Origin of the sequence: Streptomyces sp. NBC_00258 (genome assembly GCF_036182465.1) — a bacterium.
GTDB lineage: Bacteria > Actinomycetota > Actinomycetes > Streptomycetales > Streptomycetaceae > Streptomyces.
On record NZ_CP108081.1, the window covers coordinates 9,879,156 to 9,903,162 of the forward strand.

The following is a 24,007-nucleotide window of genomic DNA, read 5'->3' on the forward strand; positions in this document are numbered from 1 at the left end:
TCCGGCGCTGTGCGCACGGCTGTTAGCGTGCCGTCATGCGCGCACCCATCGGACAGTTCGACGACGCCACCCCCGCTCCCGACTGCCTCGACACACTGACCGGCCCGGTCGCCGACGCCGTACGCCAGTGGCGCGGCAGCGTCCCCGCCGACCAGATCGTGTACGTCGACACCGAGCCGGAGTGGGCCGACACCGCCACCTTCGTCGAGCACTACGGCAAGGACCTCCTCGACCGGTCGGCCAACTGCGTGGTCGTCGCGGGCAAGCGGGGCGGGGAGAGCACGCTCGCCGCGTGCGTCGTGCTCTCGACCACCCGCGTCGACGTGAACGGCGCCGTGCGCCGCCAACTCGGCGCGCGCAAGGCGTCGTTCGCCTCCATGGACACGGCGACCGGCGAGACCGGCATGGAGTACGGCGGCATCACGCCGATCGGACTCCCCGCGGACTGGCCGGTGCTGGTGGACTCGGCGGTGGTCGACCTCCCGTACGTGCTGGTCGGCAGCGGTCGCCGGCGGGGGAAGCTGCTCGTTCCGGGCAAGGCGTTCGCGGAGCTGCCGAACGCCGTGGTGCTGGAGGGACTCGGGGTCGCCTGACCGTTTCCGTTTCCGTTTCCGTCAGGCGGTCGTGTGGTGGGCCAGGGCGAGGTGGGGGTCCTTCTCGCCCGGCGCGGGTGACGGGTCCGCGTGGACCAGGGCCGCGGTGAGCCCCGGGACGGCGTGCAGCAGAGCGTGCTCGGCCTCGACCGCGATGCCGTGGGCCTGCCGCACGCTCGCCTCGCCGTCGACGACCACCGCCACCTCGGCGCGCAGCCGGTGGCCGATCCAGCGCAGTCGCAGCTCACCCACCGCCTGCACGCCCGGCACCTGGTTCAGCGCCCGCTCGGCCGTGTCGACCAGCTCCGGGTCGATCGCGTCCATGACCCGGCGGAAGACCTCGCGTGCGGCGTCGCGCAGCACCAGCAGCAGGGCGACCGTGATCGCCAACCCGACCACCGGGTCGGCGAGTTGCCAGCCGACCGCCGCGCCGCCCGCGCCGAGGAGCACGGCGAGCGAGGTGAATCCGTCGGTGCGCGCGTGCAGCCCGTCCGCGACGAGCGCGGCCGAGCCGATCTCGCGGCCGACACGGATGCGGTAGCGGGCCACCCACTCGTTGCCCGCGAAGCCGATGACGGCCGCGGCGGCCACGATCGGGATGTGCTCGACCAGTCGCGGCGAGAACAGCCGGTCGATGGCCGTCCAGCCGGCGAAGACCGCGGACGCGGCGATGGTCAGCACGATCGCGAGTCCCGCCAGGTCCTCCGCCCGGCCGTAGCCGTACGTGAACCGGCGCGTCGCCGCCCTCCTGCCCAGCACGAAGGCGATGCCGAGCGGTACGGCGGTGAGCGCGTCCGCCGCGTTGTGCACGGTGTCGCCGAGCAGCGCGACCGAACCGGAGACCGCGACGACAGCCGCCTGGGCCACCGCGGTCACGCCGAGGACGGCCAGCGAGATCCAGAGGGTGCGGATGCCTCGGGCAGAGGATTCGAGGGCCGGGTCGACCTTGTCGGTGGTCGCGTGGGAGTGGGGCTTGAGGAGGTGGGCGATGCGGTGGGCGAGACGGTGACGGAGATCGTGACGGAGGCCGTGGCGGGCGCGGGGCGGGAGGCCGTCGCCGTGCTCGTGGTCGGGGCCGTCGCGGTCCTGCCGGTGCCCGTGATGGTGATGCCCGTGCCCGTGCTCGCCCTGGTCGCTGTGCCCGTGGTGCCCGGCGCTCACATGGATCCCCTTTCCGGTTTCCGGTGTGCTCGGTGGACTCGGTGACGTCCACGGAGCCATTATGTGCGTATGAGCGCACGCATGCACCTGTCACCTGCGAACGATGAGCATCCGCGCACGCCGGGCGAGGAGCAGTTCGCCCTCGCCGCGGAGGTTCTCGCCCTCCTGGGGGACCGCACCAGGCTCGTCCTGCTGCATGCCCTGGCCGAGGAGGAGGCCGACGTCACGACGCTCACGGAACGCTGCGGCGCGGCCCGTCCGGCCGTGAGCCAGCATCTGGCTCGGCTGCGGCTCGCGGGTCTCGTCAACACACGTAAGTCGGGCCGCCGGGTGATCTACTCCCTGCGCGACGGCCATCTGCGCCGGGTCGTGGACGAGGCGCTGAACCTGGCCGACCACCGGCTGAGCGACCGGCCGGCGCACGACTGAGGCGGCCTGTTTCGGCAGGGACCCTCGGGTACTCGGGGCGTGAGCCGGAAACCGCCTCCGGGCGCGGGACGCCGATGCGGGTGATGCTGGAGGTGACGGAACCACGGCCCCGAGGGTGCTTCCGACGTTGTCGGACGTCCGCGCACGCCGGTCAGCCCGATTCAGGACGGTACTGCCATGAACCGCGACGCAACACTCCGAAGCGACGTCATCTCCAGCCATGCGGTGGTCGGTGCCCCGTGCTGGGTCAGCCTGACGGCGCGCGACCAGCAGGCCGCGGAGGACTTCTACCGGGCGGTGCTCGGCTGGCGCTTCCGGGAGGCCAGGCTGATGGACCGGTTCCGGATCGCGTACGCGGAAGGGGTGCCCGTGGCGGGCATCGCCGCCGTTGCCTCCACGTGGCAGATGGCCGTCGCCTGGACCCCGTACTTCGCCGTGGACAGCGCGGACGAGGCCGTCGCCCGGGGGCAGGAGCGCGGCGGCACCACGGCGGTCGGGCCCATCGGCTTCCCGCCGGGCCGTGCCGCCCTGCTGGCCGACCGCGACGGAGCCGTCTTCGGTATCTGGGAGGGCCAGCTCGTCGCCGGCTGGGAGACCTGGCGCCGGGCGGCCCCGGCCTTTCTGCGACTGCACACGCGCAACGCCTTCGACGCCGCCATGTTCTACGGGGAGGTCCTGGAGTGGGCGACCTCGGAGCCCGGCTGCATCGAGGTCCACTACGACGGCGACGAGGTCGTGCTGCGCAGCGACGGCGACGTGGTGGCCCGTATCCACTCCGGTGCGGTGGAGGCGGCCCCCGATCCCACGGTCCGGCCGCACTGGCAGGTCCACTTCGCGGTCGACGACGTCGACGCGTGCGTGAGTGCGGCGCTGGCCAACGGAGGCACGGTCCAGGAGGGTGCGTCCTCGCAGGGGGCGGTGCTGCGGGACCCCGACGGCGCGCAGTTCACGGTGGCGTCGCGGAAGGAGCGCTGAGGCCGCGAGGCCCGACTGGCGGGACCGCGCGACCGGAGCACTGGACGGACCGCCGGAACGATGGGATCTCGCCACCAGAATGAATGCCTCCGGCTGAAAAAAGCCCATCAGTGGCCGGAATTGATGAACGCGGCACGGAGTTATTCGTGAATCGATCGAAACCGCTTGCTTCCGCCGTGTCACCACGCGTAGACCTGTCCCCCGCAACACTTGTGTTTCGGGGGGATGTTGGCATATGCAAGGAACTGTCGACGGATTCAGCTATGGGATGGTCACGCCCCTGGCGGCCTACGTCATGGCGTGCCTGGGAGCGGCCCTGGGGCTGCGTTGCATCACCCGGTCACTGCGCAACGACCAGTCGTGGAAGCCGGGCTGGCTGGCGCTGGGAGCCGCATCGATCGGATGCGGAATATGGACGATGCATTTCATCGCCATGATCGGATTCCAGGTCGAGGAAAGCCGTATTCGCTATGACGTCGGCCTGACGATTCTCAGCCTCGCCGTGGCGATTGTCGTCGTCGGCCTGGGCGTCTTCGCCGTCGGCTACCGCGGCGCGAATACGGCGACCCTCCTCATGGCGGGCACCTTCACGGGCATCGGGGTCGCGGCCATGCACTACATAGGCATGGCTGCCATCCGTGTGAACGGCAGCCTGCAGTACGACGTCCGCACGGTGGCCCTCTCCGTCGTGATCGCCATCGTCGCCGCGACCGCCGCGCTCTGGGCCGCGGTCGCGATCCGCGGCTTCATGACCAGTCTGGGTGCCAGCCTCGTCATGGGCGTCGCAGTCTCCGGCATGCACTACACGGGCATGGCGGCCGTCAGCGTGCACCTCCACGACGCGACCGGCTCACCCGGCGACGGCGGCTCCGCCTACTCGCTCCTGCTCCCCATGCTCCTCGGCCCCGCCCTCTTCCTGCTGCTCGCGGGGGTCGTGGTGATGTTCGACCCGATGCTGGTCCTCGGGGACGGCGACTGGAGGCGACCCGTCGCCGGCCGGCGTGCGCCCACGCCCCAGGCGAGCTGGGCCGAAGAGCCCGGCTCCCTGTTCGAGGCACCCTCCGAGACAGGTCGGCGCGCGTATGGGCACGGGACACCGGCGCCGCGCAACTGGTGAGCGTGCGCCGGCTCCGCGGCCCGGGCGAGGGTTCTCGACCGCCGGGCAGTGACTGCTGCTTCCGCGCCGGCCCGCCTCAGTGAGTGGTGGTCACGCCGGGTCGATGCGGGAGACGCTGCCGCCGATGGCGAGCACGTACAGTTCGCCGTCGCCGTCCTGCACGAACGAGATGACCTCGCCGCCGTTGACTCCGAGGTCGCTCTCGCCGGTCACCTTCCCGTTCTTCATCCGCAGAGTGCGCAGGGTGCCGTCGCAGTAGTCGCTGAACACGTACTGCCCCTTGAGGTCCGGGATCGCCTTGCCGCGGTAGACGTATCCGCCGGTCACCGAGCAGCCCAGCCCGGTGCGGTCGTACTCGTGGACCGGCGGCACGTGGTTCGCGGGTTCCGTTCCGCCCCGGAACGGATGGGTGCCCTCCATCCGGGACCAGCCGTAGTTCTCGCCGCCCCTGCTCTTCGCAGGGGCCCAGTCGATCTCCTCCCAGTCGCTCTGGCCGACGTCGCCGATCAGCAGGTCGCCGGTGCGAGCGTCGAAGGAGAACCGCCACGGGTTGCGCAGCCCGTACGCCCAGATCTCGTCCTTCGCGTTCGGATCGTTCACGAAGGGGTTGTCCCGCGGGATCGCGTACGGCGTGCCGCCCCTCGGGTCGATCCGCAGCATCTTGCCGAGCAGCGTGTCGAGGTTCTGTCCGTTGCCGTGCGGGTCTCCGCCCGAGCCGCCGTCGCCGAGCGCGATGTAGAGGTAGCCGTCGGGGCCGAACCCGATGTCACCGCCGTTGTGGTTCGGGTAGGGCTGCGTCTGGGTGATGACGGTGCGCCGGGTGTTCGGCCGGATCTTGCCGTGCCGCACGGCGAACTCGTCCACGGTGCTGGTGCCTTCGAGGTTCGTGAACGAGATGTAGAAGTGCGCGAACCTCTTGTCGAACGCGATGCCCAGCAGGCCGCGTTCGCCGTCGGTGGTGGTCTCGCCGGATATGTCGAGGACGGGCTCGCCGAGCCCCTTGTCGTCCAGGACACGTACCGTGCCTGCGCGTTCGGCTATCCAGACCGTGCCACCGGGCCCGGCGGTGCCGGCGATCGGGTTCTGGGCTGTGGCCACTTCCTTGAGCGCGACCTTCGCCGCCTGACGCGGGGCGGCGGGCTCGTCGGCGGAGGCCGTGGTCAACGCGAGGGATGCGACGAGGCAGATGGTGCCGATGAACGCCGTGCTTCGGGTGTGAACTTTCACCGTGACCCTCCATGAGGCGGGGAGTGGGGAAGTCACCCGGCTGCCTGGGGCAGGGTTGTGTGGGTGTCGCCCGAGCCAGCACGCAACCTGGGTGGGGGGATTGTGTGCCGCTGGCCACGGATGAGGATACTGGGGCAGGGTGGTTTGGCCTAGACCAATAACCGGCCCAACTGCCCCTGTTCCGCTGTGGGTTCACATCTGTGGGTTCACATCCCGCACCCACCGGTGCGTCGCGTCGGCCGTGCCGTCGTCAGCCCAGGCGTGGGATCTCGATCGCCGGGCAGCGGTCCATGACCATGTCGAGGCCGGCCGCGCGGGTGCGGTCGTATGCGGCCTCGTCGATGACGCCGAGCTGGAACCAGACGGCCTTGGCGCCGATGGCGACCGCCTCGTCGGCCACCGGGCCGGCGAGGTCGCTGTTGACGAACACGTCCACGACATCGACGTCGAAGGGGATGTCCTTCAGTGAGGCGTACCCCTTCTCGCCGTGGACCGTCTCCGCCTTCGGGTGGACCGGGACTATGCGCTTGCCGTAGCGCTGGAGGACGTCCGCCACTCCGTAGGCGGCGCGCCGATCGTTCGACGACAGGCCGACGATCGCCCAGGTGTCGCCGGACTCGCTGAGGATCTTGCGGATCGTTGCCGGGTCGCCGTACACGGTCGGCCTCCTTGGGATGCGTACGAGGGCTGCTGCGCGCGACAACAGCGAGCGCGGCGCGGTGATTCCCCCGCCACCGGTCTCGCGCCGAGGCTGCCACCGGGCTCGGGCCGGGGCGGTGGCCTCGGTGCGACGGCCTCAGCGCGACGCGGAGGCGGCCACCAGCAGTTCCGCGTTGCGGTCGCCGGGACCGCCGGCCCAGCCCTCGTGGACGCCGGCCGCCATGCCCGTGGCCAGGTCGGGGGCGTTGTACGACAGCTCCCGGTACAGGGAGGCGAGGCCCACCGCGGACAGGTCGGCGAGGTCCGGGTCGGTGCGGTGCGGGGCGGCGGACTCGACGAGGGTGGTGAACAGGGACACCGTGCCGTCCCCGTTGTCGGCCAGCTCGATCACGCGGGCGTGGTGCGGATAGTCCAGGTGGGAGGCGGTGTTGATCTCCCAGAAGGACCGGGCGGGCGTGGGGTGCGCGTGGGGCGTGATCCGGTTGACATGGCTGTGGCCGTTGATCCAGGCCACCACGTTCGGGAACCGGTGGAGCAGGGCGAGGACCTCCGCACCGTCGTGCCGCGGCTCCTCGGTGCGGGCTGCGTCGGGGCGGCGGGTCATGCTCGGACTGTGGTGGTGGCTGAAGACCAGGACATGGGCGTCGTCGGCCCCGGCGTTGCGTACGAGGCGGCCGTCGGCGTCGTAGGACCGGGAGCTGTGCGCGGCCAGCGTCCGTTCCAGCCAGCGGAGCTGATCGGTGCCCAGCGAGCCCTCGTAGTGGCCGCTGCGGTACGTCGTGTCGATGCTGATGCCGATGACGTTCTCGGCCACCCGGAACGTGTAGTACATCCGGTCGCCGTCCAGGTTGTTCTCCGTGTAGCCGTGGCCGACCGGGCCCGCCCCGGCGTGGGCGGGGTCGAGATGCGCGGCCAGGTAGTCGTGCGGGGTGCACAGCCGGCGCCGTTCGTCGGACGTCACCGTCCGCGCCGAGGAGGCGTGCCGCTTCAGGATCGCCGAGAGCACCTCGCTCTTGGGGTCGTCGCCGGTCTGCAGCGCCTTCGCGTAGGCGGCCGCGTCCGTGGCCGGGACGGACAGCAGCTTGCGGGAGCCGACGGCGACGTCGCCCAGCGCGGGTGACAGACAGCCGCCGGGTATGTCGTCGTGGTTGCCGACCGTGGAGTACCACGGGATGTCGAGCCCCGGGCTGGTCACGGGCCGTATCGCGGCATCGAGGAAGCCGGGTATGCGGGGCAGCCCGCGCCGCTTGTCCAGGTCGCGCAGGGCCGCGTCGTCCGGGTGCCAGTAGAGGGGCAGGCCGGAGCTCTGGACGCCTTCGTAGACCGACGGGTCCCCGGTGTTCGGAGTGATCCTGCCGCCGCTCATCAGCGTGAGGAACCACTCCAGTTCGATCGCGGAGTTGTTGTCGACGTTGTCGCCCGTCGTCATCACGAACCCGGGCGCGAGGCCGGTGTGCGGCCCCTCGCCGAGCGCGTTCACCTGCTCCACGAGCGCCACCGCCCCCGCCACCGTCAGCGCCTCCTGGGCCCGCCACGCGGAGGGCTTGCGCGACCGCAGGAACTCGGTGCGCAGCGGGTTCTGTACGTCCGTGAGGTGCAGGTCGGTGAACTGCACGAAGCACGCGAGCGGTGTGCGCCGGTCCTGGCGGCCGGTGGCGGCAGGCGCGAGATCCCCGCGTACGACCACGGGCCATCCGGGGCCAGAGACCAGCCGTCGGTAGGCGCCGGTGTGCGCGCGGCCGCCGAGGCGGGCCGTCGTCTCCAGGGTGGTCGCCGCGTACGGGGCCGCGCGTCGCGCCGGCCGTCGGGCAGCTCGGGTGGCGAGGGGCGGCTGCGGGGCGGCACTCGCCGCGGCGGCCTGCGCGGAGGGGGCCGGGCGCTGCCGTGGGAAGACGGCAGCCGCTCCTCCGGTCGCTCCCGCGGCGACGGCACCGGACGCGAGTAGAAAGCGACGACGGTTGATCGAGGATGCGGACGGAGACGGAGACGGAGACGGAGACGGCGATGGGGACGGGGGCAGGGATGGGGAAGCGGGTGTGGGCGAGGGCGGGGGAGTGGATGCGGTCCCCGCTGTTTCGGTCCCGGTCATGGGGCGGCCCTCCGGTGCCTCCGAGAGACTCAACTAGCGGAACCACTCATTCAGGCCGCAGGGGCGGGGGTGTGAGCCGGGGTGTGGCGTGGCCGTGAACACCGCCGGAACAGGTGGAGCGGCCGATGGGGCGCCGCACTGCAGGTCCGCCCGCCGGTCCGCGACATCCGCCGTGATAGCTTGCCGAGGCCAGTCGAACCCATGTACGTGGGTCAGGGAATCCGGTGGGAATCCGGAGCTGACGCGCAGCGGTGAGGGTGACGGGCGTGGCATCGGCCACTGGATCGGAACGACGGTCCGGGAAGGCGCCTCGTCCGGGTGACCCCGAGTCCGAAGACCTGCTGGCGGCCTCCGCGGTCACGTGCCGACGGGGGAGCACCGTACGACCGGGCTCCGCGTTCGAGCCCTCGACGCCTGAGGAACTCCCGTGCCTGTCGCACGTCTTGCCCGCCCCGCTGCCCTCGTCCTGTCCGGAGCTCTCCTGCTGACCGGCTGCGGTTCGGGGGACTCGTCCTCCGACACGGACTCCAAGGCCGCCGTCACTCTCGACAACTGCGGACAGACCGTACGCGTCGAGTCCCCGCCCGAGCGGGCGGTCTCCCTGAACCAGGGCACCACCGAGATCATGCTCTCGCTCGGCCTCGCGGACCGTATGGCGGGTACCGCCACCTGGACCGACCCGGTGATGAAGGGCCTGGCGAAGGCGAACGCGAAGGTGGAGCGGATCGCCGACAACAATCCCTCCTTCGAACGGGTCCTGGACGCCGATCCCGACTTCGTCGCCGCCTCGTTCGTGTCGACACTCGGCAAGGGCGGCGTGGCCACCCGGGAGCAGTTCGAGAAGCTCGGTGTGCCCGCTTACGTCTCGCCCTCCGACTGCGTCGGCAAGGACAACGCCTCGGGCGGCGACGGCGCGCGGAAGAAGGCCCTCGGCATCGACGCCATCTACGGCGAAGTGCGCGACCTGGCCGAGGTGTTCGGCGTCGAGAAGCGGGGCGAGCAACTCGTCGCCGATCTCAAACAGCGGATGAAGAAGGCCACTTCGGGGATCGACGCCTCCGACGTCACCCTCCTGTACTGGTTCGCCAACTCCGACTCGCCCTACATGGCGGGCTGTTGTGGTGCGCCCGGCGTCATCACCCGGACCCTCGGCGCGAAGAACGTCTTCGACGACACGCACGAGGAGTGGCCCCAGATCAACTGGGAGACCGTCGCCGACCGCGACCCCGACGTGCTCGTCATCGGCGATCTGACGCGCAAGTCGCAGACCGCCGAGTCCGCGAAGAAGAAGATCGAGTTCCTGGAGTCCGACCCGGTCACCAGGAACATGACCGCCGTCAAGAAGAAGCGGTACGTCCTGCTCAGCGGGCAGGCGATGAACCCGACCATCCGCACGGTCGAGGGCGTCGAGCAAGTCGCCTCCGCCCTGCGGGAGTTCGGGCTCGCCGGGTGACACGGCCGCGTCTGGGACTGCTCATCGCCGCGGGCGTCGCCCTGCTCCTCGTGTCCGTCGCCTTCGCGATCACCATCGGTCCCGCGGACATCCGGGTCGGCGACGTCTGGTCCGTGGTCGCGTCCCATCTCGGCTGGGGCAGCTCGGAGTTGACCCCGATCCGGGACGGGATCGTCTGGGAGCTGCGGCTGCCGCGCACGCTCCTGGCGGCCGTGTGCGGGGCCGGACTCGCCGTGTGCGGTGCGGTGATGCAGTCCCTGCTGCGCAACCCGCTCGCCGACCCGTTCGTCCTCGGGGTGTCCTCGGGCGCCTCGACAGGCGCCGTGATCGTGGTCGTCCTCGGTATCGGCGGAGGGCTGGTCTCCGTCTCCGCGGGCGCGTTCCTCGGCGCGGTGCTGTCGTTCGGGCTCGTGCTGCTGCTCAGCCACACGCTGGGCGGGGCGACGGACCGTGTGGTGCTGAGCGGGGTCGCCGCCATGCAGCTCTTCTCCGCGCTCACCTCCTTCGTCGTGATGACCGCCGCCGACGCCGAGACCACCCGCGGGGTGCTGTTCTGGCTGCTCGGTTCGCTGAGCGGGGTCGGCTGGACCGATGTCTGGGTGTGCTTCGCGGTGCTCGCGGTGACCCTGCTGGTGTGCCTCGGGTACGCGCGGACGCTCGACGCGTTCGCCTTCGGCCAGGACGCCGCCGCGACGCTCGGGGTCTCCGTGGCCCGTACGCGACTGGTGCTGCTGTGTGCCACGGCGTTGCTGACCGCCGCACTCGTCAGCTCGGCGGGCGCGATCGGCTTCGTCGGCCTAGTACTGCCGCATGCCGCAAGGGCGTTGGTGGGGTCCGGGCACGCCAGGCTGCTGCCCGTCACCGCCCTCGCCGGAGCGGTGTTCCTGGTGTGGGTGGACACCCTGGCCCGCACCGTCCTGGATCCCCAGGAGGTGCCGGTGGGCGTGGTGACCTCGCTGATCGGCGTACCGGTGTTCGTGCTCGTGCTGTACCGGACGCGGAGGGCGTGATGACGGCGGAGGACATCAAGAACACCGAGCACACGCGGGTGACACCGGGAACCGAGGACGCACACGCGGCGCCGGGATCCGAGGACGCACGGTCGACACCGGGGGAGGGCCTCCGCGCCCACCGAGTGACGCGCACCGCCGACGGCCGTGTCATCCTCGACGGCGTCAGCATCACCCCGGCCCCCGGCACCACCGTCGGACTTCTCGGCCCGAACGGCTCCGGCAAGTCCACCCTCTTGCGCCTGCTTGCCGGCGTCCTCGCTCCGGCCTCCGGTGTCGTCACTCTCGACGGCAGCCCTCTCGCCGAACTGGGTCGCCGCGACATCGCCCGCCGTGTCGCCGTGGTCGAGCAACAGACGGACACCCAGGTCGAGTTGAGCGTCCTGGACGTCGTACGGCTCGGCCGTACACCTCATCGCCGCGCCTGGACCCCCGCGTCCGAGGCGGACGAGCAGGCCGTACGCGAAGCGCTGGACCGCACCGGCCTCACCGGACTCGCCCGTCAGTCCTGGCACACCCTCTCCGGCGGCGAGCGTCAGCGCGTGCAGATCGCCCGCGCACTGGCCCAGGAACCCCGCGAACTGCTCCTGGACGAGCCGACCAACCACCTGGACATCCAGCATCAGCTCGACCTGCTGAACCTCGTCACCTCACTCCCGGTCACCAGCGTCGTCGCACTGCACGACCTCAACCTCGCGGCGATGTACTGCGACCAGCTCGTCGTCCTGCGCGAGGGGCACGTAGTGGCCTGCGGCAGTCCGGGCGACATCCTCACGGAAGACCTCATCGCCGAGGTGTACGGGGTCCGGGCCTCCGTCACACGGGACGGCCCCGACGACCGGCCGCACGTGCGCTTCCTGGGGACCGTGGGTTCTCCGGCGCACCGGTGAATCGTGCTGGCCGCACCGGTGATTCGCGAACACGTGTCCGGAAATGACGTCCGCCTCCCTGCGCAGGGCCCCGTACGCGCCTACGCTCACCCCGTGCTGCGTATCACCGACGCCCGAACCGGCGAGCCCACCGACGCGACCCCCGCCCGCCGGGGCCTGACCCGCGTCGAGGCCCATGTGCCGCGCCCCGACACCACGGGCCTGCGCGTGCTCCTGGTGGCCGACGTCCTCGTACGCGCCCTGGAGATCAGCGGGACGCCCGTCTGGACCGTACTGACCGGCACGGAAGGGCGTGCGGAACTCCGCGCCCGCGCCGCGGCGCTCGGCATCCGGCCCTTCGAGGACGAGCGCGACAGCGGATCAGGCCTCGGCGAGGCCCAGGTACTGCGTGTGCGCGCCACGGAAACCGGGACGGCGGACGGTGCGTCCGGCACCGACGAGGCCGGGCTCGACATGGCCGTGAACGACGTGGCCGGGAAAGGCGAGGCGGCGAGCGGTCTGCAGGTCGAGGTCGCCCCGGCCGACGCCGAGAGTGGAGTGGCTGACGACGACGAGCGCGCCTCGGCCCTCCGCCTCGCCCTGCTCGCGTGCCCCCGCCGCGAACCCCTCCGGCTCGACGAGGCAGCCCTCGCGGACGCCGAGGACACCCTGCGGCGCTGGCGAGGCGCCGTCGCCACCTGGGCGACCCGACCGTCCGGCCCCATCCCCGACCCGGTACGCCAACAGCTGCGCGCCGCCTGGGAGGACGACCTGGACGTGCCCGCCGTACTCGCTGTGCTGCGCAAGGTGGAGACGTCGGGGACGGTCCCGGACGGCGCCCGCTTCGAGACGTACGCCTACGCGGACCGGCTCCTCGGGCTCGAACTCACCCGTGACATCGGCCGCGAGACCCCGTCGTGATCGCGCGCGCCGGAGCGGGCCCGCTGCGCCGCCTGGTCGTGCTGCGGCACGCCAAGTCGGCCTGGCCGGACGGCGTCCCCGACCACGAGCGGCCGCTCGCCCCGCGCGGGCGCCGCGACGCCCCGGCCGCCGGACGCGCGCTGGCCGACATCGACTGCCTGCCCGACCTGGCGCTCTGCTCCACCGCCGTACGCGCCCGGCAGACCTGGGAGCTGACGGCCGGACAGTGGGGCACGCCGCCTCCCGTACGCCACGATCCGCGGTTGTACGGGGCCGACGTTCCCGAGCTGCTCGAAGCGGTGCGCGAAGTGTCCGCACACACCAAGACGTTGCTGCTGGTCGGGCACAACCCAGGTCTGGAGGAGCTGGTGCTCACCCTGGCCGGCGACAGCGTCGACGACGCGATGGACGACGTACCGACGAAGTTCCCCACGTCGGCGATTGCGGTCCTCGTCCGGCACGGCGACGACTGGGGCTCCCTCGGCCCCGGCACGGCACTGCTCACCGACATGATCGTGCCGCGCGGACAGAAGCCGGGGCAGGGCCAGAGGTAGGGGCAGGGCCGGGGGAGCCGGGAGCAGGGGTCGGGGCGGTAGGGGAGGCGACCCCCGCCCGCGTGCAGCGCATACGCTGGCCCGATGCAGGACGAGTACCGCACGGTGGCCCGCGCAGGCGTGCACGAGACCGAGATCAACCGCTCCCGCTTCCTCTGCGCACTGGCGCCGGCGGCCACCGAACAGGAGGCCCAGGCCTTCCTCGCCGCCGTCCGCAAGGAGCACGCCGACGCGACGCACAACTGCTTCGCGTACGTCATCGGCGCCGACGCCTCCGTCCAGAAGGCGAGCGACGACGGGGAACCGGGCGGCACGGCGGGCGTCCCGATGCTCCAGATGCTGCTTCGGCGCGACATGCGGTACGTCGTCGCGGTCGTCACCCGCTACTACGGAGGCGTCAAGCTCGGCGCGGGCGGACTCATCCGGGCCTACGGCGGCGCGGTGGGCGAGGCCCTGGACACCCTCGGCACGATCACGCGTAAACGCTTTCGTCTGGCCACGGTGACGGTCGACCACCAGCGCGCGGGCAAGGTGGAGAACGACCTGCGGTCGACCGGACGCGAGGTGCGCGACGTGCGCTACGGAGAGGCCGTCACCATCGAGATCGGGCTGCCGGACGCCGATGTCGAGGCCTTCCGCGGATGGCTGGCCGACGTCACGGCGGGGACCGCCGGCTTCGAACTTGGCGGAGAGGCGTACGGGGACGGATAGGGCCGGCGCACAGCTGCCGCCCGCCTGTCCGCCCGCCGACGTCATCCGGCACGAGACGGCGATGTCCATGCTCCAGGTCCGGCACGAGAGCCGGGCCCCTTCCGCGGTCTGCCGGACCCGTACGGCAGGCCTCGAAATTGAGGTGTGTGCGGCCCCGGTGACGCCTATCGTGCCGTTCCATGAACGCGACGCCGGCCTGGCGGCCACTTGTGCTGGACGACGCCCCGGCCCTGGCCGAGTTGTTCGCCGCGGTGGAGGCGGCCGACGGTACCGACGAGCACTACGATGCCGAGGACCTCGCCGAGGAACTGGGTAACCCGCACGTGGAACTGGCCCGCGATTCCGTGGGTGTCTGGTCCGGTGGCGAGCTGATCGGGTACGCCAAGGCGATGGCGTTGCCCGACGCGACCGATGTGCACCGGGTGTACGTCGAGGGGGCGGTGCGACCCGACACGCGCGGCCGAGGCGTGGGCACCGACCTGGTGAAGTGGCTGGTGACCCGGGCGACGGAGCGGCATCGCGAGCGGTTTCCGGACCTCCCGGGCGAGGCGCACATCCAGCTCCACGCACCGAACACCGCCAAACGCGTCCTGTACCAGCAAGCCGGGTTCGAGGCGCGGCGCTGGTTCTTCGACATGCGCCGGCCGCTGGACGGCGAGTCGATCCCGGCGACGACCCCGACGGGCGGGCTGCGCGTCGTGCCCTTCACCGCGGCGTACGACGACGCGACCCGGTCGGCGCACAACGAAGCGTTCCTCGACCACTGGGGTCACACCCCGAGCACCCCGGACCGGTGGCGTCACCAGAGCACCGGCGCCCGGTCGTTCCGGCCCGACGCGTCGTTCCTGGCGCTGGACGGGGGCGAGGTCGCCGGCTACCTCCTCAGCCACGAGTACGACGCCGAGACCGCGATGACCGGTATCCGCGAATGCTGGATCGACAGGCTCGGCACTCGGCCGGCCTGGCGCGGCACCGGCGTGGCCACCGCGCTGCTCACCACCTGTCTGCGGGCCGTTCAGGAGCAGGGCTGTCGCAGGGCCGGCCTCAATGTGGACAGCGCCAACGCCACCGGCGCCCTGGGCCTGTACGAGCGGAGCGGTTTCCGCACCCGGCACACCTGGATCGGGTACGTACGGCCCCTGTAGCGGTGGCTCGGCCACGCAACCCTCCGGATCACGGCAGACGTCGACGGCCGTCCGACCCCGGATGCCGGTGGCAGACTGAGGTCCGTGATGGCTCAGGTACTCACAGGCGTTAGCGTGGTCGGTGCTGAGAGCGAGGACCGTGCCGGTTCGGTGGCGAGTCCAGGGGCGAAGTAGGGGGAAGCATGCGGGTCGGAGCGGCGTCTTGAGAATTCTGCACACTTCCGACTGGCATCTGGGCCGGGCGTTCCACCGGGTGAACATGCTCGGTGCCCAGGCCGAGTTCATCGGCCACCTCGTCACGACCGTGCGCGAGCGCGACGTGGACGCGGTCGTCGTGTCGGGAGACGTGTACGACAGGGCGGTGCCCCCGCTGGCCGCGGTCGAGCTCTTCGACGAGGCCCTGCACCGGCTGGCGGACCTCGGCGTGCCCACGGTGATGATCTCCGGGAACCACGACTCGGCACGTCGCCTCGGGGTCGGCGCCGGGCTCATCGACCGCGCGGGCATCCATCTGCGGACCGACCCCTCGGCGTGCGGCACACCCGTGGTCCTGGAGGACGAGTCCGGTGATGTGGCCTTCTACGGACTGCCGTATCTGGAACCGGCGCTGGTGAAGGACCAGTTCGGCGTGGAGAAGGCGGGCCACGAGGCCGTGCTCGCCGCCGCCATGGACCGGGTCCGCGCCGACCTCGCCACGCGCGCACGTGGCACCCGCTCCGTCGTCCTCGCCCATGCCTTCGTCACCGGCGGCGAGGCCAGCGACAGCGAGCGGGACATCACCGTCGGCGGAGTCGCCGCCGTCCCCGCCGGAGTCTTCGACGGGGTCGACTACGCCGCGCTCGGGCATCTGCACGGCAGCCAGACCATCACCGAGCGCGTGCGCTACTCGGGATCGCCGCTCCCGTACTCCTTCTCGGAGACCGACCACCGCAAGACCATGTGGCTCGTCGACCTGGGAGCCGACGGCTCGGTCGGGGCCGAGCGCCTGGACTGCCCGGTGCCGCGCACCCTCGCCCGTATCCGGGGGTACCTGGAGGACCTGCTCGTCGACCCGGACCTCGCTCCGCACGAGGAGGCGTGGGTCGAGGCCACCCTCACCGACCCGGTGCGCCCCGCCGACCCCATGGCCCGGCTCTCGGAGCGCTTCCCGCACACGCTCAGCCTCGTCTTCGAACCCGAGCGGGCGCCGGACGACCCCGACGTCTCGTACGCCCGGCGGCTGGCCGGCCGCAGCGACCAGGAGATCGCGGAGGACTTCGTGGCCCATGTGCGGGGCGCCGGACCCGACGCGCGCGAACAGGCCGTGCTCCAGGACGTGTTCGACACCGTCCGCGCCGACGACACGGTCCGTGAGGTCGCCCGATGAGGCTGCACCGGCTGCACATCACCGCCTTCGGGCCGTTCGGCGGCGCCCAGGAGGTCGACTTCGACGACCTGTCGGCCGCCGGGGTCTTCCTGCTGCACGGGCCGACGGGCGCGGGCAAGACGTCCGTCCTGGACGCCGTCTGCTTCGCGCTGTACGGGTCCGTGCCGGGCGCCCGCCAGGGCGGTTCCCTGCGCAGCGACCACGCCCTGGCCGCCACCCGCACCGAGGTGACCCTCGAACTCACCGTGGCCGGACGCCGGTTGGAGCTCACCCGGCAGCCGCCCTGGGAGCGCCCCAAGAAGCGCGGCGCCGGTACGACGACCGAGAAGGCACAGAGCTGGCTGCGCGAGTACGACGCGTCGGCGGGTTCCTGGAAGGATCTCAGCCGCTCCCACCAGGAGATCGGCGAGGAGATCACCCAGCTGCTCGGCATGAGCCGCGAGCAGTTCTGCCAGGTCGTGCTGCTGCCCCAGGGCGACTTCGCGCGCTTCCTGCGGGCCGACGCCGAGGCCCGCGGCAAGCTCCTCGGCCGGCTCTTCGACACCCGCCGCTTCGCCGCCGTCGAACAGCGACTGGCCGAGCTCCGACGCGCCGCCGAGACCCAAGTCCGCGCGGGGGACGCGGAGTTGCTGGCCGAAGGCCACCGTATGCAGCAGGCGGCCGGGAACATCGTGGAGCTGCCGCTGCCCGACCTGTCGCCAGGAGACCCGGGGCTCGCCGAGTCCGTACTGGAGTGGGCGGCGATCGCCAGAAGCACGGCCCGCGAGTGGTTCACGGTCGCCCACTGCGCACAGGCGGCCGCCGAGTCGGCCCAGGCCGCCGCGCATCACGTACTGGAGGACGTACGGGAAGTGGCGCGGCTCCAGCGCCGGTTCGCCGAGGCGCGGGAGCGGGCCGTCCGGCTGGAGGAGCGGTCCGGGGCCCACCGGGACGCCCGGGTGCGCATGGAGCGGGCCCGCAAGGCGGAGGCGGTGGCGCCCGCGCTCGGGCTGCGGGACGCGACGGAGACCGAGCACCGGCGGGCGGCCGATACCGAGACGAGCGCGCGTGCCCTTCTGCCGGAGACCTTCGCCGACGCGGGGGCGACGGGCCTCGCGGCCGCGGCGCGAAAGGCCGCCGAGGAGCTCGGCGGGCTGGAGTCGGCCCGCCGCGCCGAGCACCGGATCGCCGAACTCACCGACGAACGCGAAGGGTTGGACCGGCAGGAGCGCGCCGACGAGGACGTGCTGCACGAGGCCGAGACCTGGCTCGCCGTGTGGGACGCGAACCGGGCGGACCTGCAGACGCGCATCGAGTCGGCGCAGGAGGCCGCCACCCGTGCCGAACAGCTCGCCGTCCAGCGCGAGCCGGCGCAGGCGCGCCTCGCGGCCGCCCGGATGCGCGACCAGCTCGCCGGGGACACGGACGAGGCCCACGCGCGCGTGCTCGCCGCCCGCGAGCGCGCCACGGAAGCACGATCCCACTGGCTGGACCTCAAGGAACAGCGCCTGAAGGGCATCGCCGCGGAGCTCGCCGCGGGCCTGGTGGACGGCGAAGCGTGCGCTGTCTGTGGCGCCACCGAACACCCGGCTCCCGCCCGGAAGGTCGACGGACACGTCGACCAGCAGGCCGAGGAGACCGCGCTGGCCGCGTACCAGCGGGCCGATGAACAGCGCACCGAGGAGGAGCGGCGGCTCGGCGTCGTCCGCGAGGCGCTGGCCGCCGCGACGGCCGAGGCGGGGGACCTGCCCACCGGGCAACTCGCCGAACTGGCCGAGGAGTTGGAGCGACGACACGCCGAGGCGCACGGCGCCGCTTCCGGGCTGCACGCGGCCCGTGAAGCCCTGGAACAGGCCGAGCGCGAGCGCGAACGGCGACTCGCCGCCCAGCAGGAGGCCGCTCGCCGGGTCGCGTCCCGTGCCTCGCTTCGGGACGCGCTCGATCGCGAACGAGCCTCCCTGGAAGGGGAGTTGACGCAGGCCCGGGGCTCGGCGGGCAGCGTCGCCGCGCGGTCCGCGCAGTTGGAGCGGCAGGTCGCGCTGCTCACCGAGGCCGCGGACGCCGCACGTGTCGCCGCGGACACCGCCCAGCGACTGAAGGACGCCGACGCGCGACTCGCCGACGCGGCCTTCCGCGCCGGGTTCGACACACCGCAGGCCGCCGCGGCCGCCCTCCTCGACGACGCGGCCCATCGCGACCTCCAGCACCGGCTCGACGCCTGGCAGCAGGAAGAGGCGGCAGTCCGCGCGGTGCTCGCCGAGGCCGAGACGGTGGCCGCCGCCGGGCAGCCGCCCGCCGATCTCCAGGCGGCCGAGCTGGCGGCCTCCACCGCCGGCCGACGGGTGCGCGAGGCTGCCTCCGCCCATGACGCGGCCGGCCGGCGCTGCACGGAACTCGACAGGCTGACCCATCGGGCGGGCGGTTCTGTGCGCCGACTGGGGCCGCTGCGCGAGGAGTACGACCGTGTCGCCCGCCTCGCCACGCTCACGGCCGGCACCTCCGCGGACAACGAACGCAAGATGCGCCTGGAGTCCTACGTCCTCGCCGCCCGGCTGGAGCAGGTCGCGGCCGCCGCGACGATGCGCCTCCAACGCATGTCCTCGGGGCGCTACACCCTCGTCCACTCCGACGACCGGGCCGGTCGGGGCCGCAGCGGCCTCGGCCTGCACGTCGTCGACGCGTGGACCGGCCGCGAGCGCGACACGGCGACCCTCTCAGGCGGCGAGACGTTCTTCGCCTCCCTCGCCCTCGCGCTGGGCCTCGCCGACGTGGTCACCGACGAGGCCGGGGGCGTACGCCTCGACACCCTCTTCATCGACGAGGGCTTCGGCAGCCTCGACGACCAGACCCTCGACGAGGTCCTCGACGTCCTCGACTCACTGCGCGAGCGGGACCGCAGCGTCGGCATCGTCAGCCACGTCGCCGATCTGCGACGCCGGATCCATGCGCAACTCGAGGTGGTGAAGGGGCGGTCGGGGTCTGTTGTCCGGCAGGGGGGCGGCTGACCGCCCGCTCGCGTGGCTGTGGGTTTGCGGGTTGCGTGGTCGTCGCTCTCAGCGGCCGACGGGGCGTCGCGGCAGGGGAGACGAGTACACGACGCTCGTCGTCACCGAGCCGAGTGTGCCGATCTTGCCCGAGACCTCTTCCAGATGGCTCATCGAGCGGGTCGCGACCTTGATGACGAAGCAGTCGTCGCCCGTGACGTGGTGCGCCTCCAGGATCTCGGGGGTCGCGGCGACGAGGTCGTGGAACGGCTTGTAGTTGCCGTTCGGATAGCGTAGCCGCACGAAGGCCAGGATCGGCAGACCCAGGCTCTCCGGGTCCACGACCGCCGCGTAGCCCTGGATGACGCCCGCCTCCTCCAGGCGGCGCACGCGCTCGGTTACCGCGCTCGCGGACATCGAGACGGCGCGGGCCAGCTCGGCGAAACTGGCCCGGCCCTCGCGCTGGAGGACTTCGAGAATGCGCCAGTCGGTGGCGTCCGGGGAATACGCGGTCATGGTCGAGAAATAGCAGGGGAATCCCCGGCGGATCAAGTGTGAGGCCGTGGATCGCTCCTTCAGGAAGCGGACCTCCGGCCGTAGATTTCTGGCCATGGAGTTCCGTGCAGACGGTGCGGAGAAGGCACCTGGCCGTCGTACGACGGCGTCGGCGGGACCGGAAGGGAAGGCCGGACCATGACCGCGACCAGCACCACCACAGGCGGCACCAGCGCCACCGCCGGGAACGCCGCCGCGAACCCCGTTCTGCGAGTCGCCCCCGCGTCGCCCGCCGCGGCTGCCGCCTACTTCGGTGCGAGCCTCGCCTTCCACGCCGACGTGTCCGACGTCGCCGCCGCGCTGGCGGCCGACGGCGACCCCGGCTTCGTCGTACTCGACTCCCGTTCCACGGAGTCCTGGGACCAGGGGCATGTGCCCGGCGCCATCCACCTGCCCACCGCGCTCGTCCCCGAGCAGGCGGAGCAACTCCTCGACAGGGCCGTGCCGGTGGTCACGTACTGCTGGGGTCCGGGCTGCAACGGCGCGACCCGTGCCGCCCTCGCTCTCGCCGAACTCGGCTTCCAGGTCAAGGAGATGCTCGGCGGCTTCGAGTACTGGGTGCGCGAGGGCTTCGAGTTCGAGACCTGGGAGGGCCACGAGCGGCGCACCGCCGACCCGTTGACCGCCCCGGCCGGCGCGGAGGACTGCGGCTGCTGACCGCCCTACCGCCGCTGTCGAGATGTCGTTCGGACTCAGTCGTGTATCACCTCGCCCGGAGTGCAAAGGAATCGTCAATTCTGGGTCGCCGCGCCATGTAACTTCTGGGCATGGCGAGTTACGCGGGTCCCAGTTCGGTCGAGTGGGTGGAGTCGGGCGGTGGACCGCTCATAGCGATACCGGAAGTGGTGCTGCCGTTCTGGACGGGGGCCGACGGCGACGAGCTCGCCTCCGACTACGACAGAGCGTGCGAGGTGGAGGGCTTCGTCGGCCTGCTGCCCGTCGGCAACACCACCGCCCTCGTCCTCGGCGACGATCCGGCCGCGACGGCGTATCTGCCGGAGCACGGCACCTTCGTACGGTGGTGTGCCGGGGAGTCCGAGCGGGAGCTGCTGGCCGGGGTTCCGGCCGCCCTCGCGGGCGCGGCGTGGGAACGGGAGGTGCGGTGGGAGATCCCCGGGCCCGTGGTGCTGTTCGACGCGGCGTGGCCGGGTGAGGAGTCGACGAAGACGGGCCATCTGCGGATCGAGCTCGCGCCGGGGCGGTACGCGGTGCGGGCGGCGCATGCGGAGCCGGGGCCCGAGACGTGGATCGGGCTCGTGCAACTGAGGCCGCTCGGGCAGTGACGCATGGCCTCGCCCAGTGATTGAGGGCGGGCCTGCGACCTGCGCCGGTCGAGGGGCGGGCGAAGGCGGGCGTGGTGTCCGGGCTCCCTGCCTGGCAGCCCGCTCGCAGCCGCTTACGCGAGCCGAATCGTCCAGCCTGCGTGAGCCGGATCGCGCCGCCCGCTGCGAAAAATGACATGCGGCGCGCATCGGCGCCGCCCATCATGGTCCGCCATGCCACCCCAACTCCCTTCTCCCACACCCGAAGCCCTGCGCCGCGACCCTCTCCCGCTGCGTGGGCGCACCGCCCTTGTCACCGGGGCCAGCCGACGCGGCGGGATCGGCCATGCCGTGGCCCGACGGCTGGCCGCGTACGGCGCGAGTGTGTACGCGCATCACCACGTACCGCACGACGCCGACATGCCCTGGGGTGCGGACCGCCCCGAGGACGTGGCCGCCGGGATCCGCGAGGCGCTCGCCGACCCCGAGGCGCGGGTCGTCGAAGGGCCGGGCGATCTCTCCGACCCGGCGGCCCCGGCCGAACTGATCGCCACAGCGGCCGACGCGCTCGGCGGACGGATCGACATCCTCGTCGCCAACCACGCGCTCAGCGGCTCGGACGGCCCGCTCGACACGATCGACGCCCCGATGCTCGACTCGCACTGGGCCGTCGACACCCGTTCCGTGATCCTCCTCGTCCAGGCCTACGCCCGGCTGCGCGCCGCTCTGCCACCGCGTACGGCGGGTGGGCGCGTGGTGATGATGACGTCGGGTCAGGACATCGCGGGCGGCATGCCTGACGAGATCGCCTATGCCCTGCAGAAGGGCGCCCTCGCCTCGGTCACCCGCTCGCTGGCGACCACGCTCGCCGAGCACGCCGTAACCGTGAACACCGTCAACCCCGGCCCCGTCGACACGGACTACATGACGGGAGACGCGTACGAGACCGTGGCCGCGATGTTCCCTGCCGGGCGCTGGGGAAAGCCGGACGACCCCGCGCGGCTCATCGCCTGGCTCTCGACGGACGAGGCCGAGTGGGTCACCGGGCAGGTGATCGACTCGGAGGGCGGGTTCCGGCGCTGAGGGGTTCGTGGAGATGTAGTTCGTCGGCATGCGGTTCGTGGATGTGAGAACCGTCGACATGCGGTCCGGCGGCCGGGCTCTTTGCAACGAGTTCAACTGCGTTGCGCTGAGCCCGGCCGCCGTCCCCGTCAGAGCTGGGACAGCTCGTCCACCAGGTCGTCCAGGCCCAGTGAACCCTGGGACAGGGCAGCCATGTGCCAGGCCTTCGCGTCGAACGCGTCGCCGTGGCGCTTCCGCGCGTTCTCACGGCCCAGCAGCCAGGCGCGCTCGCCGAGCTTGTAGCCGATGGCCTGGCCGGGGATGGAGAGGTAGCGGGTCAGCTCGCTCTCCACGAAGTCCGCCGGACGGCTGCTGTGCGCGCCGAAGAACTCCTGCGCCAGCTCGGGAGTCCAGCGCTCGCCCGGGTGGAAGGGCGATTCCGCCGGGATCTCCAGTTCCAGGTGCATGCCGATGTCGACGATGACGCGGGCCGCACGCATCATCTGGGCGTCCAGGTAGCCGAGGCGTTCCTCCGCGTCCTTGAGGTAGCCGAGTTCGTCCATCAGCCGCTCCGCGTAGAGCGCCCAGCCCTCGGCGTTCGCGCTGACCCCGCCCACGGTGGCCTGGTAGCGGGACAGGTCGCCCGCGACGTGCGCCCACTGCGCGAGCTGGAGGTGATGGCCCGGGACGCCCTCGTGGTACCAGGTCGACACCAGGTCGTACACCGGGAAGCGGGTCTGTCCCATCGTCGGCAGCCACGTACGGCCGGGACGCGAGAAGTCCTCCGACGGTGCCGTGTAGTACGGGGCCGCGGCGCTGCCCGGCGGGGCGATGCGGGACTCCACCTTCCGTACCCGCTCGGCGAGTTCGAAGTGTGTGCCGTCCAGTTCCTCGATCGCCTGGTCCATCAGGCTCTGCAGCCACTCGCGGACCTCGTCGACGCCCTCGATGTGCCTGCCGTGCTCGTCCAGGTGCGCGAGCGCCACCCACGGGGTCGCGGCGCCGGGCAGGACCTTCTCGGCCTCCTTCTTCATCTCGGCGAGGAGCCGGTGGTACTCGGCCCAGCCGTACGCGTACGCCTCGTCCAGATCGAGATCAGTGCCGTTGAAGTAGCGCGACCAGCGCGCGTACCGCTCGCGGCCCACGGTGTTCGGCGCGCCCTCGATCGCGGGCGCGTAGACGTCGCGCATCCAGTCGCGCAGGGCGACGACGGCGGCGGTCGCCGCTCCGGCGGCCGCGTCGAGTTCCGCGCGCAGGGTCTCCGGGCCGGCCGAGGCGAAGTCCTCGAACCAGCCGCGGCCCGAACCGTCGGTGTAAGACCACTCCGTGAGCTGCTCGATGAACGTCGCGGTGGGGCGCGGGCCCGCGTACAGCTTGCGCTCCAGGCCGAGGGAGAGGGACTCGCGGTAGCCGTCGAGGGCGGTCGGCACGGCACGCAGCCGCCGGGCGACGGCGGCCCAGTCCTCGTCCGTGTCCGTGGGCGTCACCGTGAACACCTCGCGCACCGCGTGCGCGGCCGTGCTCATGTTGCCGACGGCCCGCAGGCCCTCCTCGGCCTCGTGCACGCCGAGTTCGGCGGTGAGCCGCTCGCGGAGCAGGCGTGCGCAGCGGCGCTCGATGTCACTGTCCGCGCCGGGCTGCCGCTCCGCCTCGTCGAGCCGCGCCAGTGTGGCCCGCGCGAGTGCCGCGAGCGCGTCCTGGCCGGCGGGCGAGGTGTCGGGCAACGAGCCCGAACTCTCCTTCACGCCGAGATACGTTCCGGTGACCGGGTCTAGGGCGATGAGCTCGTCGACGTAGGCGTCGGCGACCTCGCGGGGCAGCGGGTTCTTCGTCTGTGACATGCGGCCATCCTCATACGGGGACGGCCGGTGCGTCAGCCCGGTTT

22 protein-coding genes and 1 riboswitch are annotated in these 24,007 nt (G+C 72.1%); of the genes, 16 read left to right on the plus strand and 6 right to left on the minus strand.

Annotated features, from left to right (window positions below; genetic code table 11):
• Positions 1–35 precede the first annotated feature (35 nt).
• Positions 36–593, plus strand: coding sequence for a YbaK/EbsC family protein (locus OG718_RS43985; RefSeq protein WP_143644202.1), 558 nt, complete (start codon positions 36–38; stop codon positions 591–593).
• A 21-nt stretch (positions 594–614) separates the two neighbouring features.
• Here the strand turns inward: OG718_RS43985 and OG718_RS43990 are convergent, their stop codons facing one another.
• On the minus strand, positions 615–1,754 hold the full coding sequence (locus OG718_RS43990) for a cation diffusion facilitator family transporter (protein WP_143644203.1): 1,140 nt from the start codon (positions 1,752–1,754) through the stop codon (positions 615–617).
• A gap of 69 nt (positions 1,755–1,823) precedes the next feature.
• On the opposite strand from OG718_RS43990, the gene OG718_RS43995 reads away from it, so the two are divergent.
• From OG718_RS43995 to OG718_RS44005, 3 genes are all read left to right on the plus strand, one after another.
• Positions 1,824–2,183: an ArsR/SmtB family transcription factor gene (locus OG718_RS43995; RefSeq protein WP_186001549.1), complete on the plus strand. Its 360-nt coding sequence runs from the start codon at positions 1,824–1,826 to the stop codon at positions 2,181–2,183.
• Between the two features lie 177 nt (positions 2,184–2,360).
• Positions 2,361–3,158 carry a VOC family protein gene (locus OG718_RS44000; protein ID WP_328846780.1) on the plus strand — a complete coding sequence of 266 codons (798 nt, stop codon included), beginning with the start codon at positions 2,361–2,363 and terminating at the stop codon, positions 3,156–3,158.
• A gap of 235 nt (positions 3,159–3,393) precedes the next feature.
• Positions 3,394–4,275 carry an MHYT domain-containing protein gene (locus tag OG718_RS44005; RefSeq protein WP_328846781.1) on the plus strand — a complete coding sequence of 294 codons (882 nt, stop codon included), beginning with the start codon at positions 3,394–3,396 and terminating at the stop codon, positions 4,273–4,275.
• Positions 4,276–4,365: 90 nt separating this feature from the next.
• Here OG718_RS44005 and OG718_RS44010 read toward each other — a convergent pair whose 3' ends face one another.
• The 3 genes from OG718_RS44010 to OG718_RS44020 all read right to left on the minus strand — a co-directional run bounded on the left by OG718_RS44010 (position 4,366) and on the right by OG718_RS44020 (position 8,251).
• Positions 4,366–5,502, minus strand: coding sequence for a PQQ-dependent sugar dehydrogenase (locus OG718_RS44010; protein ID WP_328846782.1), 1,137 nt, complete (start codon positions 5,500–5,502; stop codon positions 4,366–4,368).
• A 250-nt stretch (positions 5,503–5,752) separates the two neighbouring features.
• Complete coding sequence (locus OG718_RS44015) at positions 5,753–6,160, minus strand: CoA-binding protein (protein ID WP_143644207.1); 408 nt, start codon at positions 6,158–6,160, stop codon at positions 5,753–5,755.
• A 138-nt stretch (positions 6,161–6,298) separates the two neighbouring features.
• Positions 6,299–8,251 (minus strand): TIGR03767 family metallophosphoesterase, encoded by a 1,953-nt coding sequence (locus tag OG718_RS44020; protein ID WP_443055254.1) that lies wholly within the window; start codon positions 8,249–8,251, stop codon positions 6,299–6,301.
• 173 nt (positions 8,252–8,424) lie between these two features.
• Positions 8,425–8,611: riboswitch (cobalamin riboswitch) on the plus strand.
• 67 nt (positions 8,612–8,678) lie between these two features.
• On the opposite strand from OG718_RS44020, the gene OG718_RS44025 reads away from it, so the two are divergent.
• The 9 genes from OG718_RS44025 to OG718_RS44065 all read left to right on the plus strand — a co-directional run bounded on the left by OG718_RS44025 (position 8,679) and on the right by OG718_RS44065 (position 19,264).
• Positions 8,679–9,704 (plus strand): ABC transporter substrate-binding protein, encoded by a 1,026-nt coding sequence (locus OG718_RS44025; RefSeq protein WP_328846783.1) that lies wholly within the window; start codon positions 8,679–8,681, stop codon positions 9,702–9,704.
• Complete coding sequence (locus tag OG718_RS44030; RefSeq protein WP_143644210.1) at positions 9,701–10,714, plus strand: FecCD family ABC transporter permease; 1,014 nt, start codon at positions 9,701–9,703, stop codon at positions 10,712–10,714. The genes OG718_RS44025 and OG718_RS44030 overlap by 4 nt, the downstream gene beginning before the upstream one ends.
• Positions 10,714–11,604 (plus strand): ABC transporter ATP-binding protein, encoded by an 891-nt coding sequence (locus OG718_RS44035; RefSeq protein ID WP_328846784.1) that lies wholly within the window; start codon positions 10,714–10,716, stop codon positions 11,602–11,604. Before OG718_RS44030 ends, OG718_RS44035 begins: the two co-directional genes overlap by 1 nt.
• Positions 11,605–11,697: 93 nt before the next feature.
• Positions 11,698–12,504 carry a hypothetical protein gene (locus OG718_RS44040; RefSeq protein ID WP_328846785.1) on the plus strand — a complete coding sequence of 269 codons (807 nt, stop codon included), beginning with the start codon at positions 11,698–11,700 and terminating at the stop codon, positions 12,502–12,504.
• Positions 12,501–13,058, plus strand: coding sequence for a SixA phosphatase family protein (locus OG718_RS44045; protein WP_328846786.1), 558 nt, complete (start codon positions 12,501–12,503; stop codon positions 13,056–13,058). Before OG718_RS44040 ends, OG718_RS44045 begins: the two co-directional genes overlap by 4 nt.
• Positions 13,059–13,142: 84 nt before the next feature.
• Positions 13,143–13,769: a YigZ family protein gene (locus OG718_RS44050; protein ID WP_143644214.1), complete on the plus strand. Its 627-nt coding sequence runs from the start codon at positions 13,143–13,145 to the stop codon at positions 13,767–13,769.
• A gap of 179 nt (positions 13,770–13,948) precedes the next feature.
• Positions 13,949–14,914 carry a GNAT family N-acetyltransferase gene (locus OG718_RS44055; protein WP_328846787.1) on the plus strand — a complete coding sequence of 322 codons (966 nt, stop codon included), beginning with the start codon at positions 13,949–13,951 and terminating at the stop codon, positions 14,912–14,914.
• 202 nt (positions 14,915–15,116) lie between these two features.
• Complete coding sequence (locus OG718_RS44060) at positions 15,117–16,280, plus strand: exonuclease SbcCD subunit D (RefSeq protein WP_143644216.1); 1,164 nt, start codon at positions 15,117–15,119, stop codon at positions 16,278–16,280.
• A complete protein-coding gene (locus OG718_RS44065) occupies positions 16,277–19,264 on the plus strand; it encodes an SMC family ATPase (protein ID WP_328846788.1) in 2,988 nt (995 codons plus the stop codon). The genes OG718_RS44060 and OG718_RS44065 overlap by 4 nt, the downstream gene beginning before the upstream one ends.
• Positions 19,265–19,312: 48 nt before the next feature.
• Here OG718_RS44065 and OG718_RS44070 read toward each other — a convergent pair whose 3' ends face one another.
• On the minus strand, positions 19,313–19,759 hold the full coding sequence (locus OG718_RS44070; protein ID WP_143644218.1) for an Lrp/AsnC family transcriptional regulator: 447 nt from the start codon (positions 19,757–19,759) through the stop codon (positions 19,313–19,315).
• Between the two features lie 177 nt (positions 19,760–19,936).
• Between OG718_RS44070 and OG718_RS44075 the strand changes: the two genes are divergently transcribed.
• From OG718_RS44075 to OG718_RS44085, 3 genes are all read left to right on the plus strand, one after another.
• Entirely contained in the window at positions 19,937–20,455 is a 519-nt protein-coding gene (locus tag OG718_RS44075; protein WP_143644219.1) for a rhodanese-like domain-containing protein, read from the plus strand.
• Positions 20,456–20,565: 110 nt separating this feature from the next.
• Positions 20,566–21,081, plus strand: coding sequence for an immunity 21 family protein (locus OG718_RS44080; RefSeq protein WP_143644220.1), 516 nt, complete (start codon positions 20,566–20,568; stop codon positions 21,079–21,081).
• A 213-nt stretch (positions 21,082–21,294) separates the two neighbouring features.
• Positions 21,295–22,143, plus strand: a complete 849-nt coding sequence (locus tag OG718_RS44085; RefSeq protein ID WP_328846789.1) for an SDR family oxidoreductase — start codon at positions 21,295–21,297, stop codon at positions 22,141–22,143.
• Between the two features lie 128 nt (positions 22,144–22,271).
• Here OG718_RS44085 and OG718_RS44090 read toward each other — a convergent pair whose 3' ends face one another.
• Positions 22,272–23,963, minus strand: a complete 1,692-nt coding sequence (locus OG718_RS44090) for a DUF885 domain-containing protein (protein ID WP_328846790.1) — start codon at positions 23,961–23,963, stop codon at positions 22,272–22,274.
• Positions 23,964–24,007: the final 44 nt, after the last annotated feature.

Excerpts from the sequence above, each read along its gene's own strand:
- OG718_RS43985 (WP_143644202.1), top strand. The coding sequence starts at position 36 with ATGCGCGCACCCATCGGACAGTTCGACGACGCCACCCCCGCTCCCGAC.
- OG718_RS43995 (WP_186001549.1), top strand. The coding sequence starts at position 1,824 with ATGAGCGCACGCATGCACCTGTCACCTGCGAACGATGAGCATCCGCGC.
- OG718_RS44000 (WP_328846780.1), top strand. The coding sequence starts at position 2,361 with ATGAACCGCGACGCAACACTCCGAAGCGACGTCATCTCCAGCCATGCG.
- OG718_RS44005 (WP_328846781.1), top strand. The coding sequence starts at position 3,394 with ATGCAAGGAACTGTCGACGGATTCAGCTATGGGATGGTCACGCCCCTG.
- OG718_RS44020 (WP_443055254.1), bottom strand. The coding sequence starts at position 8,251 with ATGACCGGGACCGAAACAGCGGGGACCGCATCCACTCCCCCGCCCTCG.
- OG718_RS44035 (WP_328846784.1), top strand. The coding sequence starts at position 10,714 with ATGACGGCGGAGGACATCAAGAACACCGAGCACACGCGGGTGACACCG.
- OG718_RS44050 (WP_143644214.1), top strand. The coding sequence starts at position 13,143 with ATGCAGGACGAGTACCGCACGGTGGCCCGCGCAGGCGTGCACGAGACC.
- OG718_RS44055 (WP_328846787.1), top strand. The coding sequence starts at position 13,949 with ATGAACGCGACGCCGGCCTGGCGGCCACTTGTGCTGGACGACGCCCCG.
- OG718_RS44065 (WP_328846788.1), top strand. The coding sequence starts at position 16,277 with ATGAGGCTGCACCGGCTGCACATCACCGCCTTCGGGCCGTTCGGCGGC.
- OG718_RS44070 (WP_143644218.1), bottom strand. The coding sequence starts at position 19,759 with ATGACCGCGTATTCCCCGGACGCCACCGACTGGCGCATTCTCGAAGTC.
- OG718_RS44075 (WP_143644219.1), top strand. The coding sequence starts at position 19,937 with ATGACCGCGACCAGCACCACCACAGGCGGCACCAGCGCCACCGCCGGG.
- OG718_RS44080 (WP_143644220.1), top strand. The coding sequence starts at position 20,566 with ATGGCGAGTTACGCGGGTCCCAGTTCGGTCGAGTGGGTGGAGTCGGGC.
- OG718_RS44085 (WP_328846789.1), top strand. The coding sequence starts at position 21,295 with ATGCCACCCCAACTCCCTTCTCCCACACCCGAAGCCCTGCGCCGCGAC.
- OG718_RS44090 (WP_328846790.1), bottom strand. The coding sequence starts at position 23,963 with ATGTCACAGACGAAGAACCCGCTGCCCCGCGAGGTCGCCGACGCCTAC.